The 15812-nt window shown below is 58.3% G+C and carries 15 protein-coding genes; 10 read left to right on the forward strand and 5 right to left on the reverse strand.

Features of this window, described 5'->3' with window-relative positions; all coding sequences use genetic code 11:
- The first annotated feature begins 6 nt into the window (after positions 1-6).
- A complete protein-coding gene (gene argB, locus GKKCFE_RS25025) occupies positions 7-912 on the forward strand; it encodes an acetylglutamate kinase (RefSeq protein ID WP_047226166.1) in 906 nt (301 codons plus the stop codon).
- Between the two features lie 192 nt (positions 913-1104).
- Here the strand turns inward: argB and pyrE are convergent, their stop codons facing one another.
- Positions 1105-1749, reverse strand: coding sequence for an orotate phosphoribosyltransferase (pyrE, locus tag GKKCFE_RS25030; RefSeq protein WP_047226167.1), 645 nt, complete (start codon positions 1747-1749; stop codon positions 1105-1107).
- A gap of 82 nt (positions 1750-1831) precedes the next feature.
- Between pyrE and GKKCFE_RS25035 the strand changes: the two genes are divergently transcribed.
- Positions 1832-2611, forward strand: a complete 780-nt coding sequence (locus GKKCFE_RS25035) for an exodeoxyribonuclease III (protein WP_003177265.1) — start codon at positions 1832-1834, stop codon at positions 2609-2611.
- Between the two features lie 175 nt (positions 2612-2786).
- On the opposite strand, the gene GKKCFE_RS25040 is transcribed toward GKKCFE_RS25035, so the two are convergent.
- Together GKKCFE_RS25040 and rph are read right to left on the reverse strand one after the other, a co-directional pair.
- A complete protein-coding gene (locus GKKCFE_RS25040; RefSeq protein WP_047226168.1) occupies positions 2787-3155 on the reverse strand; it encodes a DUF4870 domain-containing protein in 369 nt (122 codons plus the stop codon).
- Between the two features lie 30 nt (positions 3156-3185).
- Positions 3186-3908: a ribonuclease PH gene (rph, locus tag GKKCFE_RS25045; protein ID WP_047226169.1), complete on the reverse strand. Its 723-nt coding sequence runs from the start codon at positions 3906-3908 to the stop codon at positions 3186-3188.
- A gap of 280 nt (positions 3909-4188) precedes the next feature.
- On the opposite strand from rph, the gene GKKCFE_RS25050 reads away from it, so the two are divergent.
- The 6 genes from GKKCFE_RS25050 (at position 4189) to GKKCFE_RS25075 (ending at position 9484) form a co-directional block, all read left to right on the forward strand.
- Positions 4189-5052 carry a YicC/YloC family endoribonuclease gene (locus GKKCFE_RS25050; RefSeq protein WP_139048875.1) on the forward strand — a complete coding sequence of 288 codons (864 nt, stop codon included), beginning with the start codon at positions 4189-4191 and terminating at the stop codon, positions 5050-5052.
- Positions 5053-5064: 12 nt separating this feature from the next.
- Positions 5065-5685, forward strand: coding sequence for a guanylate kinase (gmk, locus tag GKKCFE_RS25055; protein ID WP_445577224.1), 621 nt, complete (start codon positions 5065-5067; stop codon positions 5683-5685).
- Between the two features lie 166 nt (positions 5686-5851).
- A complete protein-coding gene (rpoZ, locus tag GKKCFE_RS25060; protein ID WP_003177259.1) occupies positions 5852-6115 on the forward strand; it encodes a DNA-directed RNA polymerase subunit omega in 264 nt (87 codons plus the stop codon).
- A 60-nt stretch (positions 6116-6175) separates the two neighbouring features.
- On the forward strand, positions 6176-8281 hold the full coding sequence (gene spoT / locus GKKCFE_RS25065) for a bifunctional GTP diphosphokinase/guanosine-3',5'-bis pyrophosphate 3'-pyrophosphohydrolase (RefSeq protein ID WP_047226172.1): 2106 nt from the start codon (positions 6176-6178) through the stop codon (positions 8279-8281).
- Between the two features lie 27 nt (positions 8282-8308).
- Positions 8309-8689 (forward strand): RidA family protein, encoded by a 381-nt coding sequence (locus GKKCFE_RS25070; protein WP_003229509.1) that lies wholly within the window; start codon positions 8309-8311, stop codon positions 8687-8689.
- A 54-nt stretch (positions 8690-8743) separates the two neighbouring features.
- On the forward strand, positions 8744-9484 hold the full coding sequence (locus GKKCFE_RS25075; protein ID WP_076383093.1) for a hypothetical protein: 741 nt from the start codon (positions 8744-8746) through the stop codon (positions 9482-9484).
- Between the two features lie 501 nt (positions 9485-9985).
- Here GKKCFE_RS25075 and GKKCFE_RS25080 read toward each other — a convergent pair.
- On the reverse strand, positions 9986-10351 hold the full coding sequence (locus GKKCFE_RS25080; RefSeq protein WP_445577225.1) for a DUF6124 family protein: 366 nt from the start codon (positions 10349-10351) through the stop codon (positions 9986-9988).
- A 564-nt stretch (positions 10352-10915) separates the two neighbouring features.
- Here GKKCFE_RS25080 and GKKCFE_RS25085 point away from each other — a divergent pair.
- Both GKKCFE_RS25085 and GKKCFE_RS25090 read left to right on the forward strand, forming a co-directional pair.
- Positions 10916-12583, forward strand: a complete 1668-nt coding sequence (locus tag GKKCFE_RS25085; RefSeq protein ID WP_445577226.1) for a hypothetical protein — start codon at positions 10916-10918, stop codon at positions 12581-12583.
- Positions 12584-12627: 44 nt separating this feature from the next.
- A complete protein-coding gene (locus tag GKKCFE_RS25090) occupies positions 12628-14613 on the forward strand; it encodes a hypothetical protein (RefSeq protein WP_445577227.1) in 1986 nt (661 codons plus the stop codon).
- Between the two features lie 171 nt (positions 14614-14784).
- Here GKKCFE_RS25090 and GKKCFE_RS25095 read toward each other — a convergent pair whose 3' ends face one another.
- Positions 14785-15642 carry an SDR family oxidoreductase gene (locus GKKCFE_RS25095; protein ID WP_445577228.1) on the reverse strand — a complete coding sequence of 286 codons (858 nt, stop codon included), beginning with the start codon at positions 15640-15642 and terminating at the stop codon, positions 14785-14787.
- Positions 15643-15812 lie beyond the last annotated feature (170 nt).

Here is a 15812-nt window from a genome sequence, read left to right on the forward strand (position 1 = left end):
CCCTGAATGACCCTCGAACGCGAAGCCGCCGCCAATACCGCCAAGGTCCTGTCCGAAGCGTTGCCTTATATCCGACGCTATGTCGGCAAGACCCTGGTGATCAAATACGGCGGCAACGCGATGGAAAGCGAGGAGCTGAAAACCGGCTTCGCTCGCGACATCGTGCTGATGAAGGCTGTGGGCATCAACCCGGTGGTCGTTCACGGTGGTGGCCCGCAGATCGGCGACCTGCTCAAGCGCCTGTCGATCGAGAGCCACTTCATCGACGGCATGCGCGTCACCGACGCGCAGACCATGGATGTGGTGGAGATGGTCCTCGGCGGCCAGGTCAACAAGGACATCGTCAACCTGATCAACCGGCATGGCGGCAGCGCCATCGGCCTGACAGGTAAAGACGCCGAGCTGATCCGGGCGAAGAAACTCACCGTCACCCGCCAGACGCCGGAGATGACCCAGCCGGAAATCATCGACATCGGCCATGTGGGCGAAGTGGTCGGCATCAACACCGACTTGCTGAACCTGCTGGTCAAGGGCGACTTCATCCCGGTAATCGCGCCCATCGGCGTCGGCGCCAACGGTGAGTCGTACAACATCAACGCCGACCTGGTGGCGGGCAAGGTTGCCGAAGCACTGAAAGCCGAAAAGCTGATGCTGCTGACCAACATCGCCGGCCTGATGGACAAGACCGGCAAGGTCCTGACCGGATTGTCGACTCAACAGGTCGATGAACTGATCGCCGACGGCACCATCTACGGCGGCATGCTGCCAAAGATCCGCTGCGCACTGGAAGCGGTCCAGGGCGGCGTTGGCAGTTCCTTGATCATCGACGGTCGCGTACCGAATGCGATCCTGCTGGAGATCTTCACCGATACCGGCGTGGGTACGTTGATCAGTAATCGCAAGCGGCCGTAAGCGACACCCATAAAAAGACCCCGCTCAGCCAGACTGAGCGGGGTCTTTTTTTACACCACTTTTCAGATGATGTTTTTGTGGCGAGGGAGCTTGCTCCCGCTCGATTGCGCAGCGATCGCCAACATGTTGGGGCCGCTACGCGGCCCAGCGGGAGCAAGCTCCCTCGCCACAAGATCAAAATCAGGAGCCATTTCAGACGCCGAACTGCGCCCGATAAGCCTCAACCGCCGGCAAATGCTGCTTGAGCTGCGGGTCGTCGGCCAAAAACTCCAGCACCTGGGTCAGCGACACGATGCTGACCACCGGAATGTTGAAGTCACGCTCCACTTCCTGGATCGCCGACAACTCACCGTTGCCGCGCTCTTGGCGATTCAGGGCGATCAGCACACCGGCGGCCTTGGCGCCTTCCTGGGAACCGATGATCTGCATCACTTCACGAATGGCGGTGCCGGCGGTGATCACGTCGTCGATGATCAGCACTTCACCGGTCAGCGGCGCGCCCACCAGGCTGCCCCCTTCACCATGAGCCTTGGCTTCCTTGCGGTTGAAGCACCAGGGCAGGTCGCGGCCGTGGTGTTCGGCCAGGGCGACGGCAGTAGTGGCAGCCAGAGGAATGCCTTTGTAGGCCGGGCCGAACAGCACGTCGAACGGAATGCCGCTTTCGACAATGGCCGCCGCATAGAAACGGCCCAGTTGCGCCAGGGCGGCACCGGTGTTGAACAGGCCGGCATTGAAGAAGTACGGGCTCGTGCGGCCGGACTTGAGGGTGAACTCACCGAAGCGCAAAACGCCGCGATCGATGGCAAAACGAATGAAATCGCGCTGATACGCCTGCATGAAAAAAGCCCCAAATACCACGGATTTAGCTAAATAGGTACACGCCGTGTATCATACACGCACGTGATTTTTGGGGCCATTTATGCGGATCATCAGTGTGAACGTCAATGGTATTCAGGCTGCAGTGGAGCGAGGGTTGCTCAGTTGGCTGCAAGCACAGAATGCCGACGTCATCTGCCTGCAGGACACCCGCGCCTCCGCCTTTGAACTGGACGATGCAGCCTTCCAACTGGATGGTTACTTCCTTTATGCCTGCGATGCCGAAGTCCCCGCCCAGGGTGGCGTGGCTTTGTACTCGCGGCTGCAACCGAAGGCTGTCATCAACGGTCTCGGTTTCGAGACGGCGGACCGCTACGGGCGCTACCTGCAGGCCGATTTCGACAAGGTCAGCATCGCGACCTTACTGCTCCCTTCGGGGCAGAACGGCGATGAAGATTTGAATCAGAAATTCAAGTTGATGGACGACTTCGCCCGTTATCTGGATAAACAGCGGCGCAAACGTCGCGAGTACATCTATTGTGGCTCGCTGTACGTGGCGCAACAGAAGCTGGATATCAAGAACTGGCGCGACAGCCAGCAATCCCCGGGTTTCCTGGCGCCGGAACGGGCCTGGATGGACGAGATTGTCGGCAACATGGGCTATGTTGACGCCCTGCGGGAAGTCAGCCGTGAAGGCGACCAATACAGCTGGTGGCCAGACAACGAACAGGCCGAGATGCTCAACCTCGGCTGGCGTTTCGACTACCAGTTGCTGACGCCAGGTCTGCGCCGCTTCGTGCGCAGCGCTCGCCTGCCGCGCCAGCCACGGTTCTCGCAGCATGCGCCACTGATCGTGGATTACGACTGGACGCTGACGATCTGAGTGTCGTTTCGCAGCCACAAAAAAACCGACAGCCATGTCGGTTTTTTTGTGGGCAACCCTTTTTACTGTGGGAGCGAGCCTGCTCGCGATGGCGGTGGGTCAGCCAACATTTGTGTTGAATGATGAACCGCTATCGCGAGCAGGCTCGCTCCCACAAGTGGTTACTCGTTGATCGTTATTTGACCAGCCGCCAGGTAAACGGATACCGATACGGCTGCCCTTCATTGGCCTTCACTCCACCGATGATGGTCAGCACCAGCGCACCGATAGCCACCAGCCCGAACAGGAAGAAGCCGATCACCACGATCATCAGGAGCAGGCTGATCGCCGAGGCAATTGCCACAGTGATCTGGAAGTTCAGCGCTTCCTTGCCTTGTGCATCGATGAACGGGTCAGTCTCGCGCTTGAGCTGCCAGAGCACCAACGGACCGATCAGCGTACCGAACGGAATCCAGATGCCCAACAAGGCGGACAAGTGACAGAACATCGCCCATTGGCGCGCCTCCTTGCTGGGCTGGGGCAGTAGGGTTTGCTCATCACTCATGACGTTCTCCTTGTCTGAAGCGCGAAACGATCAGTCAGCCAGTGCGGCTTTTTGCAGTTCGAAAATCTCGTTCATGCCTTTCTTTGCCAATTCCAGCATAGCGCTCAATTCTTCCGGCTGGAACGGCGCGCCTTCGGCGGTGCCCTGGATTTCGATGAAGCCGCCGGCGCTGGTCATGACCACGTTCAGGTCGGTCTCGGCGGCGGAGTCTTCCAGGTAGTCCAGGTCCAGCACCGGCTCGCCCTGGTACATGCCCACGGAGACCGCGGCGATCATCTGCTTGAGCGGATCGCCGCCCTTGAGGCCGCCACGCTTCTTGATCACTTTCAAGGCATCGGCCAGTGCGACCATGGCGCCGGTGATGGACGCGGTGCGAGTGCCGCCGTCAGCCTGGATCACGTCGCAATCGACGTACAACGTCACGTCACCGAGCTTGGACATGTCCAGCGCGGCGCGCAGCGAACGGCCGATCAGACGCTGGATTTCCAGGGTACGTCCGCCCTGCTTGCCGCGGCTGGCCTCACGCTGGTTGCGCTCACCGGTGGAGCGCGGCAGCATGCCGTATTCGGCGGTCAGCCAGCCTTGACCCTGGCCCTTGAGGAACCGTGGCACACCGTTTTCGACGCTGACGGTGCAGATGACTTTGGTATCACCGAATTCGACCAGTACAGATCCCTCGGCGTGTTTGGTGTAGTTGCGGGTAATGCGGATCGAGCGAAGCTGATCGGCAGCGCGACCACTTGGACGTTTCATAGGGAACACCTGTACAGAGGACGGAAAACTGCCGAGCATTATAGAGCCGTGGGCCGCCATAGGGCAGTTTAAACGTCGCGCGGTTCCAAAAAACCGCTGCAACGAGCCAAGCCCCTTTGACCTCTGACCGACGAGCCGCAGCGCTTTGTCACATGCACGGTTTGGGGGCATGCACCTCACTGCGCTACAATCCTGCGCCTTTGCTGCCCTTCGGCTTTTATCCACAGATACCAGGCGCTACGACTAACCGTTGCGTCCGCCTGCATTGCGAGGAATCTCCATGGTGCACAGCATGACCGCCTTCGCCCGCGTCGAGAAAGCCGGCATCCAAGGCACGCTGAGCTGGGAACTGCGCTCGGTCAACAGCCGCTACCTGGAGCCGCACCTGCGCCTGCCCGAATCCTTTCGCGACCTTGAAGGCAGCGTGCGTGAAGCCCTGCGCCAGGGCCTGTCCCGGGGCAAGCTGGAATGCACCCTGCGCTTCACCGAAGAAAGCACCGACAAGGCCTTGCAGGTGGACCGCGAACGCGCCGCGCAACTGGTGGCTGCCGCCGAAACCGTCGCCAGCCTGATCAAGCACCCCGCGCCTCTGAACCCGCTGGAAGTCCTGGCCTGGCCCGGCGTGCTGGTAGGTGATGCGAGCGACCCGCAGGCCCTGAATGCCGAAGCGCTGGCGTTGTTCAATCAAGGCCTGAAAGAACTCAAGGCCGGCCGCGAGCGCGAAGGCGCGGAACTGGCCCGGTTGATCGACGAGCGCCTGACTTCCATAGAGGAAGACGTCGTCACCCTGCGCGAACTGGTCCCGCAAATGCTCGCCACCCAACGTCAGAAAGTGCTCGACCGCTTCGTCGACATGAAGGCCGAGCTGGACCCGCAGCGCCTGGAACAGGAAATGGTCATGCTCGCGCAAAAAAGCGACGTGGCCGAAGAACTGGATCGCCTGAGCACCCACATCATTGAAGTTCGCCGGGTACTCAAATCCGGTGGGGCGGCCGGTCGCCGCCTGGACTTCCTGATGCAGGAACTCAACCGCGAAGCCAACACACTGGGCTCCAAAGCCTTCGACCCGCGCAGCACCCAGGCTGCGGTCAACCTCAAGGTGTTGATCGAGCAAATGCGCGAACAAGTGCAGAACATTGAGTAAGGCTAACCCGACATGACCCACAGCACCGGCACTCTCTACATCATTTCCGCGCCCTCTGGGGCCGGCAAGACCAGCCTGGTCAAGGCGCTGATCGACGCCGAGCCGCAGATCCGCGTCTCGGTCTCGCACACCACCCGCGCCATGCGCCCGGGCGAAGTGGACGGGGTGAACTATCACTTCGTCGACCGCGAACAGTTCGTGAAAATGGCCGAGCACGGCGACTTCCTCGAGCGCGCCGAAGTCTTCGGCAACCTCTATGGCACCTCGCAAAGCTATCTGCAGCAAACCCTGGACGAAGGCCACGACCTGATCCTGGAAATCGACTGGCAGGGTGCCGAGCAGGTCCGCAAGCTGATGCCCCAGGCCCGTTCGATCTTTATCCTGCCACCGAGCCAGCAGGCCTTGCGCCAGCGCCTGACCAATCGCGGCCAGGACAGCGACGACATCATCGAAGGCCGGATGCGCGAAGCGGTCAGCGAAATGAGCCACTACGTCGACTACGATTACCTGATCATCAACGACGATTTCGCCCACGCGCTGGACGATCTGAAGGCGATTTTCCGCTCCAGCCAGCTGCAGCAGAAACGCCAGCAGCAACGTTTCGGTAAATTATTGGCCGAACTGCTGGGCTGAACAGCCCTTCCCAAAACCGCTGCGACGGCTTTACATTGGAGCTTGTAGCGGGTCGAGGGGCTGGTCAAAAAATCAGCGCTTCCCTAAACGCTGGCGTTTTTTTAAACTGTTGAGTCCGCTCGCCCAACCGGGCAGCGCGCATATTGCATTCGCTCCGAGGAATACCATGGCCCGCGTAACCGTTGAAGACTGCCTAGAACACGTGGAAAACCGCTTTGAGCTGGTCATGCTCTCTACCAAGCGTGCCCGTCAACTGGCCACCGGTGGCAAAGAGCCGTTGGTCCAGTGGGAAAACGACAAGCCTACCGTGGTAGCGCTGCGTGAAATCGCCGAAGGCCTGATGAGCTACGAGTTCATCGCCAACGCTGAAATCGTTGAAGACGAACCGCTGTTCGCAGCGTTCGAGGACGAGTCCAACGAGGCGGTCTAAGCCTATGCCTGGTCGACGTAGCACGGCGCGGGGTCACAGCAAACGGCAGGAGTCATTATCATGCCGAGCATAGACGCCCTCGCCGATCGCTTATCGGCCTACCTCGGCACGGACCAGGTCAACCTGGTCCGCCGAGCCTATTTCTACGCCGAACAAGCCCACGACGGCCAGCGCCGCCGCAGCGGCGAGGCGTACGTCACGCACCCGCTTGCGGTGGCGAACATTCTTGCCGACATGCACATGGACCATCAGAGCCTGATGGCGGCGATGCTGCATGACGTGATCGAAGACACCGGCATCGCCAAGGAAGCGCTGCAGGCGCAGTTCGGCGAAACCGTGGCCGAACTGGTCGACGGGGTCAGCAAACTGACCCAGATGAACTTCGAGACCAAGGCCGAGGCCCAGGCCGAAAACTTCCAGAAAATGGCCATGGCCATGGCGCGCGACATTCGCGTGATCCTGGTCAAACTCGCCGACCGCCTGCACAACATGCGAACCCTGGAAGTGTTGTCCGGTGAAAAACGCCGGCGAATCGCCAAGGAAACCCTGGAAATCTATGCGCCCATCGCCAATCGCCTGGGCATGCACGCGATCCGCATCGAGTTCGAAGACCTCGGTTTCAAGGCCATGCACCCGATGCGTTCGGCGCGGATCAACCAGGCCGTCAAGCGCGCCCGGGGCAACCGCAAGGAAATCGTCAACAAGATCGAAGAATCCTTGAGCCACTGCCTGACCATCGACGGCATCGAAGGCGAGGTCAGCGGCCGACAGAAACACCTCTACGGCATCTACAAGAAGATGCGCGGCAAGCGTCGGGCCTTCAACGAGATCATGGACGTCTACGCGTTCCGGATCATCGTCGACAAGGTCGATACCTGCTACCGCGTACTGGGCGCTGTACATAATTTGTACAAACCATTGCCTGGGCGCTTCAAGGACTACATCGCGATTCCCAAGGCCAACGGCTACCAGTCGCTGCACACCACGCTCTTCGGCATGCACGGCGTACCGATCGAAATCCAGATCCGCACCCGCGAAATGGAAGAGATGGCCAACAATGGCATCGCTGCGCACTGGCTGTACAAGTCCAGCGGCGACGAACAACCCAAGAGCACCCACGCCCGGGCCCGCCAGTGGGTCAAAGGCGTGCTGGAAATGCAGCAGCGGGCCGGCAACTCCCTGGAATTCATCGAAAGCGTGAAGATCGACCTGTTTCCGGACGAGGTCTACGTTTTCACGCCCAAAGGCCGGATCATGGAGCTGCCCAAAGGCTCCACGGCGGTGGACTTTGCCTATGCAGTACACACCGACGTCGGCAACAGCTGCATCGCGTGCCGGATCAACCGCCGCCTGGCACCGTTGTCCGAACCGCTGCAAAGCGGCTCCACGGTGGAAATCGTCAGCGCCGCCGGCGCGCGGCCAAATCCGGCATGGCTCAATTTCGTGGTCACCGGCAAGGCTCGCACGCACATCCGCCACGCCCTGAAGCTTCAACGCCGCTCTGAATCCATCAGCCTGGGCGAACGCTTGCTCAACAAAGTCCTCAACGGTTTCGACAGCTCCCTGGACAAGATCCCGGCTGAACGCGTGCAGATCATGCTCAGCGAGTACCGCCTGGAACTGATCGAAGACCTGCTGGAAGACATCGGCCTGGGCAATCGCATGGCCTACGTCGTCGCCCGCCGCCTGCTCGGCGAAGGCGAACAGCTGCCTAGCCCCGAAGGTCCCCTGGCCATTCGTGGTACCGAAGGCCTGGTGCTCAGCTATGCCAAGTGCTGCACGCCGATTCCTGGCGATCCGATTGTCGGCCATCTGTCCGCAGGCAAAGGGATGGTGGTGCACCTGGATAACTGCCGCAACATCAGCGAAATCCGCCACAACCCGGAAAAATGCATCCAGCTCTCCTGGGCCAAGGATGTCACCGGCGAATTCAATGTCGAGCTGCGGGTCGAACTGGAGCACCAGCGTGGCCTGATCGCCTTGCTGGCCAGCAGCGTCAACGCCGCCGACGGCAATATCGAAAAAATCAGCATGGACGAGCGCGATGGCCGCATCAGCGTCGTCCAACTGGTGGTCAGCGTGCACGACCGCGTGCACCTGGCCCGCGTGATCAAGAAGCTGCGCGCCCTGACTGGCGTCATCCGTATCACTCGTATGCGTGCATAGCTCCCCATCCATTACAAGGAGTCATAAATGACCAAGACCGTTATCACCAGCGACAAAGCCCCGGCCGCCATCGGTACGTATTCCCAGGCAATCAAGGCGGGCAACACCGTGTACATGTCGGGCCAGATCCCGCTGGACCCGAAAACCATGGAACTGGTAGAAGGCTTCGAAGCCCAGACCGTGCAGGTGTTCGAGAACCTCAAGGCCGTGGCCGAGGCTGCCGGCGGTTCGTTCAAGGACATCGTCAAGCTCAACATCTTCCTCACCGACCTGAGCCACTTCGCCAAGGTCAACGAGATCATGGGCAAGTACTTCGACCAGCCTTACCCTGCCCGCGCCGCCATCGGCGTAGCAGCCCTGCCGAAGGGTTCGCAGGTTGAGATGGACGCCATCCTGGTCATCGAGTAACACGCCCGGCGCAGCCTCCCCCCGGCTGCGCCGTTTTCGTTTAAGGATTCCACCATGCGCAAAGCGCTTGCTCTTTCGCTGGCTGCCCTGCTGTTGGGCGGCTGCGCCAGCGACCCTGCCGACCGTGATATCAGCGGCACCTGGATCAACCAGGCGGCAATCGACGCCGCCGCCAAGGGCGGCCCGCTGCGCGAGGCGCTGCAGGCCTATGGCCCGAACCTGGAATGGGACGTCAACACCCGGGCCGGCCAGGCGCGTTACACCAACGGTTTCGAGAATGTCGAAGGCAAGCTGCTGGGCGAAGAAGACGGTGCGTGGAAAGTCGATTTCTACGGCAGCTCCGCCAGCGAACTGCAACGCGACGGCGACCAGTTGAACCAATCCGCCACCGAGAACGAGCCGCAGCAAGTGTTCGAGCGCGCCCAGGTCCAGGTGCCCGAGGGGGCGCCGCTGGGCGCCAGTTTCGAACGGGCGCTGTATACCGCTTATCTGGGCGGCACCTGGAACATCGTCAACGGCCCTGGCCAGGGCGCCAGCGTGCAGTTCCAACCCGACGGCCAGGTCAGCGGACTACCAGGCGCCGACCGCTACGCCCTGTGCCTGGCCGGCGACTGCGCGTCCATGAGCGGCGGCAACGACAACATCTGGCTGCAACAGAACGGCCAGGGCAATACCTGGATCTTCTCTCGCGACGGCAAGAAGCTGGAAATTTTCCAGACCGTGAATGCGGCACTGGCGGATGAAATGCCTTCGTTCACGCCGGGTGACCGGCAGTGGGTGTTGGAGAAGCAGTAAGTCGGGACTGAGTCATTCAGACTGATACCCCCTGCTCGCGATGGTGTGGTGAAGCACCATCACATCGCGAGCAAGGCTGGCTAATCAATGCCAGCGAGACGCTATCGGCCGAGGGTGTGTAAAAACGTTTTTGAACGCGTCAGGTACTCAAAGCTGGACTGGAAATCGTGCTTCTACGCGAAATCCACATCTGCTGATGTGCCGATAAATTTCAGATTTAACGTAGACGCGCACAACTCAATTTTGGCGAAGCGTTTTTACACACTCTGGGCCGAAAGCAGCCTTTTGCCGACTGACCATTTCGATCAGAATCGGTCGAACGGCGCCTAGTTCGGTTGATACCTACCCGCCACGGCCTCGCCAACCTCTTTCTGTAGAAGCTAAAGCTAGCCCTAATCGTCGCCAAAGACACACTCGACCCGATCGCAGCTTTGCGAAAGCTGTTTACATGGCAAATCTTAAAAACCCGATGCAACGCATCGGATTTTTATTGGCCGTCACTTACGCCTGCCGCACCTCAACGTTATCCAACACCCGATTCGCCAACAAAGTACTCAGCTCGATCAATTGCTGAATACCCAGCAAAACATGACGCCTGGACCCTTCCAGCTCGAAAGCGAGATCACTGACCATGGCGTCCGCCGACGCCAGAGTCTCGGTGAGGTTGGCGAGTAGGCATTCGTCGTCGAGGTCTTTAACAACGGTGAAGATCTGGCCCGGTTGGGGTTCGTCCTGCTTTGTCGGTTTCGGTCGCAGATAGTAGTCCAGCGCACGGGTGGCGGCTTCGTCGAGCTTCTTGGCGTTGATGCCCGTAGCGTAGGGGGAATTGGAGTCGGCTTCAGGAGGATTTGGAGTAATTTTGAACATTTTTACGTTCCCTTAGTTAGTAGGCCGCGACCGTCTCGCTACTAAACGAAAGGAGGCAGCTGTGCGCAAGTTAGTAGACCGGTAAGGCAACGGAAATCCGGCGCGCCCGAGGGCGCCATGCGCACAGCCACCATCGAGTACAGGCGATGCCTGACTGATGAGACTCATGCAACCGTTGCGATTACCGGGCTACTAAACCCGACCACTGATGAGCAGTGGCAGGAAGACAATAGGACCCGGGGACAAGGCGCACAAGCCGGCGGATTCTGGCGTAGTTGTAGGCAAAGGCGCAAGGCGACGTGGCTTGGTGGAGGCGTGGCAGTCAGGAGATGAAGTGCACGCCGTGAACACCTGTATTCCGCGATGAATCCTCCTGAAGGGCTTCGCACGCTCGAAGCACTGTAGGCCACCGATCCGGCTCAAGAGCAGCACGCTATTCAACGCATAGAGACCCTGGTGGTCGAGAAGATGGGCGAACCAAGCTGCGCCGGGTCAAAGGCTACGACACGACCATGCAAGCGGTGATGCACACAGCGGCTCAACAAACGTCAGGAGGTGATCATCGTGAGCAGGCATGCCTGGTTTTCAACGTGGTGCAGCTCGCTTGTACTTTTACAAGCCCGTTCTACACTGGCTGAAGACGCAAATGGCCACTATTTTGATGCCATGCAGATGATTCAAGGAGGAAGGGGTATGAGGCGTTTTGTTTCTACGGGCGATGGCTGCATCATTCCTCTGCTGGCGACCTGTTTACTACTGAGTAGCTGTATCTCGGTCCCAACAGGAACGACGCAGATCTATCGCAAATCGGATGCAACCAGCCCTCCAGCGCAACCCGCCGCCAATGCGGTGGTGTTCAATCCAACACTGTTCACAAACGCAATCGACCCCCATTTGACCATCCGTAAGGCTGGTGTAGATAAAAGCAACGCCGATGTGTTTGCGATCTATCTCAGCGATGGGTACTTCAAATATTTAAAAGATATTGGCGGTGTTAACGAGGTCGTGGTGGTGGCTGAGTTTACTGAAACCAATGCCGGCACCGAGTCAGATACAGTCACCCGTGTGCTGGGCCCCTATTTCGGGGTATCCGACAAAGCCAACACACCGTTCCTCAATAAGCTGCTCTACGGTCCAAAAACACTCGATGCCGACCACCTCAACATGAGGCTTACCGTGATTGAGTATGACCAGGGTGAAAACCAGAACTCTGCGGCATTTCTGGATTTCATTCAGTCGGTCACCCAGACCATTTCTCTGGCCAACCCAGTCACCATGTCGGAACAAGCTTTCGCCAAGGAGATTGCCAAGAGTCTGCTGAGCTTGAATAAAGATGACGTTGTCATGGAAATCGACATGAATTTCACTGGCAATGCGGGTCAGTTGGCGAACATGAATTACAACGGCTCATTTATTCCCTTGAATGTGGGCGATTATGTCCTGATCAATAAAGAGCATTGTGTTTCGGCCAATTGCTTTATGCAGATGACAAATCAAGGCCGCTCCTGGAACCCTTTCGCCTGGATCGGCGATATCGCCATGCTGGTGCCCACCGCCGTACGCCGTGGCTGGGCAGATACGCCCGATGGTCCGTCTCTGAAAAACGTCAGCAGCAGTGAACTGGATTACGTCAATCACAGGCTTTCCAAGAAACCACCAGCGAACGCGTCAGGTACCTCTGATTCTACCCCTCGGCCCGATCCTGAGCCCTTCACCGACAAAACCTGGCTCGCTCTGTCTATCGTCAGGGGGGGTGACCCCACGCTCTGGCAAAAACGCAAATTGTTGACCCAGGCAGAAACCTCCATTCACAAGATGATCAAGGTCCGCGGTGGCCCCATCGCCTTCAACCAGGATTATCAAGCCGCCCGGCAAGCATTGGAGGAAGCTCGGGAGGCCGAACGGTTGAGCAGCTCTGGTGTTGCTTTCATCTCCCCATTGACGGCCAACGGCGATTTCGCCCCCACCACAAACGACGGTGAATATTGCCTGTATCACTCAACCAATCTGACTGATATAGAGGCTGGTTTCTACCGCATGGACGCGAAAAACGTGCCCCAGCAATTGCCATCCTCTTCCATCACCAAGAACACCGCCAAAACCACACCCAACAACACCTGTTTCAACGTCATTTCCTCAGCACGCACCGTCGGAACCTACGACATGATCGCAACGTACAAGGTCGCGGGCGAAATTCTGACCCAAAAGGTTCGCTACAAAATCGAAAAATAAACCCTGGCTCTTGCAGTAACCGAATTGCGACAACGGAGGGATTCGTGATGCGAGCATTTTTGGTGGGACTGGGACTTCTAGTTGTGCTTCCAGCAATGGGGACAGAGATTACCTGGTCAGTTGAAAATGGCTTTCCACTCTTTCGCGGTACGGAAGCAATAAAGAAGATAAAAGACAGTTGGAAGCCCGGACTTTCAGCAAGCGATTTCCTGGCCACACAGAACGCGGCAAGCCTGAGAGAGCTCCTGCCCAAGACGTCGCAAACGCTATGGAATCCTGCAACCGGGCTCTACGACAAAAAAGCCCTATTTGCCCGCGATCACACGATTGTCGCTCAGGTTAGCGGCGTGCCCGAGGGGACTGACTGCCTCTGGTTCCGAGATGAAAAGCAATACGGTAAACCTGTGCCCTGTACTGAACCCCTCAAGATTTCCATTCCGGAGCGCGTGAGCACGACGCTTAGCGTGGAACCTACCGAGGGTGAAAAGACCTCTGCGAACGTCTTCATCAAGACCCATACGATCCTTGCATTCGGAGACTCTTTCGCAAGCGGAGAAGGAAATCCCGATAGAGCAGCCATTGGAACGGGAAAGTCGACCGAGGACCTGATCAAAGGAAGCCGAGTACTGAGCGCCAAGAACAAGGCTGGAGGCCGATTCTCGCAAGGTGCCGATTGGTGGGACACCACCTGCCATCGCTCACTGCTTTCCTGGCAATCAATGTACGCCCTCAAACTGGCGATTTCCGACCCTCATCTGGTGGTGAGGTTTGCATCGTTCAGTTGTTCTGGCGCCGAGATTTACGATGGTTTTTTTCGAGCGCAGATGTCACCTCCGGCGAACGACGTTTCTAATCGTGTAAGACGCTGGTCGACTCGCGACGGCGGCAACTTTCTTGAGCTGACACCAAAAAATGCGGGGGAGCCATTGCAGGAAGATATCGTCAGACGTGAGCTACTAAATAGATCACAGCTGAATGCTGCAATACACCTTCTATGCCCGGAAGCCCCCTACCCTGCACGTCCGCATTCTTTCCGGCCGGAAAAGACAATGCTTGGGAGCCGAAAATATTTCGGCGCTATAAAGTACGATGCCTGCAAGAAACAGATGCAACCCGTCGACGAGGTTCTTCTTTCTTTTGGAGGTAATGACTTTGGTTTTTCCGGTGTAGTGAAATGGGGCTTGGTGCCAAGCGGGATATACAAGAGCTCGTGGTCTGATTCGACTAACGTGTTCCTCGCCGGACTCGGCGTTTTGCAAGACGGTGTTCACATGACGGGCCTAAACGGCCTCAGGCTGTTTCTTGGCGTAATCCATCCGGAAAAAGCCACCGATGCGGCCAAACCCAATCTCAAAAAACTGTATGCCGACCTGGATTACGCACTTACCCACTTCCTGCATATCCGGTCCGACAGGGTGCAGGCGCTGCTCTATCCCAACCCTATTCAGACACCGTTCCAAGCGTACTGCAAAAACCGACTGAACCAGGGCAACGTCGCAATGACTGAGTTAGTCGTTCAGACCCTGGGCGTGAATCGTGGCAAAAGATTCATGTTTCTGATTAACGAAAAGAATGGAGAGAAGATCGAACGGCAATTCATCGACCATTTTCGCAACAACCAAGAAGCCGCCAGGGATGAGATTCACAGAAGATGGAACCTCATCGATGCTCAGCGCGTGTTTCAGGGACGTTCATTATGCGCAGTATCTCCCGAGTGTGATGCGGGCGCAGCTTGCTCGGAATCGGATCGCTTTGCCTGGACCAAGGGCGGAGAACTCAAGACAAACCACGCATCAATGGAGCCGATTTCAACCTTTGCACAATGGGAACCCTATAGCAGCACTCGAACCCGTAGCATCAGGACTGGAAACGACGCCTTCATGACCATGGCCCGCTTCAACTCAAACAGCGAATTACTCGATGATTGGTTCCTGGGGGCAGTACACCCTGATGCCAAGGCCCATTCAGACATTGCCGATCTCCTGGTATTACCGACAATCGAGCAACCTGAGCTCTCAACTGCGAGGTAACCAGATCTAACCGATGAACGATCACGACCTGAGTACAGGCGTGGTCTGGAGTTCGAGAGGTGATCTGTGGCACCCATGCATTCGATGGGCGCCATGGATCCGCCGCTTGCCACAGCAATAGGGCTCACAACAACGAGTGAACCTATGCCTGAAGGTCTCGTTGAGGCCGTATCAGCAGCGCCCCTCCAGAATAGCCGCATACCCCTCACGAAAACTCGGATACCTCGGTGTCCAGCCCAGGGCCTTCGCCCGTGCATTGCTGCAGCGCTTGCTGCCGGCGCGGCGGACGCTGGCGTTTTCGGCCCATTGGGTGACGCCCATGTAATCACGCAGCCAACCCACCACCTCGGCCAGCGCGGCGGGAGTGTCGTCGACGCCGATGTAGCAGTCTTCCAGGGGCTTGCCCTGACGGTCGGCTTCCAGCAGGAAGGCCAGCAGGCCCGCCGCGTCGTCGGCATGGATGCGGTTGGCGTAGAGGGGCGGGTCTTCCACCACGCTATAGCCCTGGCGCACCTGGCTCAGCAACCATTCACGGCCCGGACCATAGATACCGGTCAAACGCACGCGGCTGGCCGGGATGCTGCTGTCGAGCGCCACCTGTTCAGCTTCGAGCATCAGCCGGCCGGAATAGCCACCGGCCACGGTGGGCGAGGTTTCATCGACCCACTCGCCACCCTGCTGCCCGTAGACGCTGCTGCTGGAGACAAAAAGCAGTCGTTTTGGCTGCTGTCCATGCTGCTTCAGCCAGCTCAACACATGCTGTAAGCCTTGGACATAAGCCGCGCGGTAACCCGCCTCGTCATGCTCGGTAGCGGCGACGCTGTACACCACGTAATCCAGTGGACCGGTGGGCCAATCAGCGGGACATTGCTCGTTGAACAAGTCCCCCGCTACCCCGACAACCCCGGCCGGCAGCTGCGAAACCGTACGGCGCAAGCCGTAGACCTGCCACTGCTCGGCCCGCAACTGACTCGCCAGGCGGCCACCGATATCACCGCAGCCGGCGATCAAAACAGAAGGCGCGGACATCAAAATCTCCTCTCGTAAAGCCGCAGACTAGCTGCCAGAGGGGACGAGCGGCTAGCAATGCAGGAAAAAAAAGATACTGTATTACTTTTGTTAACAAGAATTACTTGCAATAATGCGAGCCAGTTTTGTTCTCGGCCCACGAGGCCTGGAAGAACATCAACCTTCTTTTT

The organism is Pseudomonas sp. E141 (assembly GCF_052659885.1).

What these genes read in the sequence shown, in the direction of transcription:
- argB (WP_047226166.1), top strand. Translation starts at nt 7, where the DNA reads ATGACCCTCGAACGCGAAGCCGCCGCCAATACCGCCAAGGTCCTGTCC.
- pyrE (WP_047226167.1), bottom strand. Translation starts at nt 1,749, where the DNA reads ATGCAGGCGTATCAGCGCGATTTCATTCGTTTTGCCATCGATCGCGGC.
- GKKCFE_RS25035 (WP_003177265.1), top strand. Translation starts at nt 1,832, where the DNA reads ATGCGGATCATCAGTGTGAACGTCAATGGTATTCAGGCTGCAGTGGAG.
- GKKCFE_RS25040 (WP_047226168.1), bottom strand. Translation starts at nt 3,155, where the DNA reads ATGAGTGATGAGCAAACCCTACTGCCCCAGCCCAGCAAGGAGGCGCGC.
- rph (WP_047226169.1), bottom strand. Translation starts at nt 3,908, where the DNA reads ATGAAACGTCCAAGTGGTCGCGCTGCCGATCAGCTTCGCTCGATCCGC.
- GKKCFE_RS25050 (WP_139048875.1), top strand. Translation starts at nt 4,189, where the DNA reads ATGGTGCACAGCATGACCGCCTTCGCCCGCGTCGAGAAAGCCGGCATC.
- gmk (WP_445577224.1), top strand. Translation starts at nt 5,065, where the DNA reads ATGACCCACAGCACCGGCACTCTCTACATCATTTCCGCGCCCTCTGGG.
- rpoZ (WP_003177259.1), top strand. Translation starts at nt 5,852, where the DNA reads ATGGCCCGCGTAACCGTTGAAGACTGCCTAGAACACGTGGAAAACCGC.
- spoT (WP_047226172.1), top strand. Translation starts at nt 6,176, where the DNA reads ATGCCGAGCATAGACGCCCTCGCCGATCGCTTATCGGCCTACCTCGGC.
- GKKCFE_RS25070 (WP_003229509.1), top strand. Translation starts at nt 8,309, where the DNA reads ATGACCAAGACCGTTATCACCAGCGACAAAGCCCCGGCCGCCATCGGT.
- GKKCFE_RS25075 (WP_076383093.1), top strand. Translation starts at nt 8,744, where the DNA reads ATGCGCAAAGCGCTTGCTCTTTCGCTGGCTGCCCTGCTGTTGGGCGGC.
- GKKCFE_RS25080 (WP_445577225.1), bottom strand. Translation starts at nt 10,351, where the DNA reads ATGTTCAAAATTACTCCAAATCCTCCTGAAGCCGACTCCAATTCCCCC.
- GKKCFE_RS25095 (WP_445577228.1), bottom strand. Translation starts at nt 15,642, where the DNA reads ATGTCCGCGCCTTCTGTTTTGATCGCCGGCTGCGGTGATATCGGTGGC.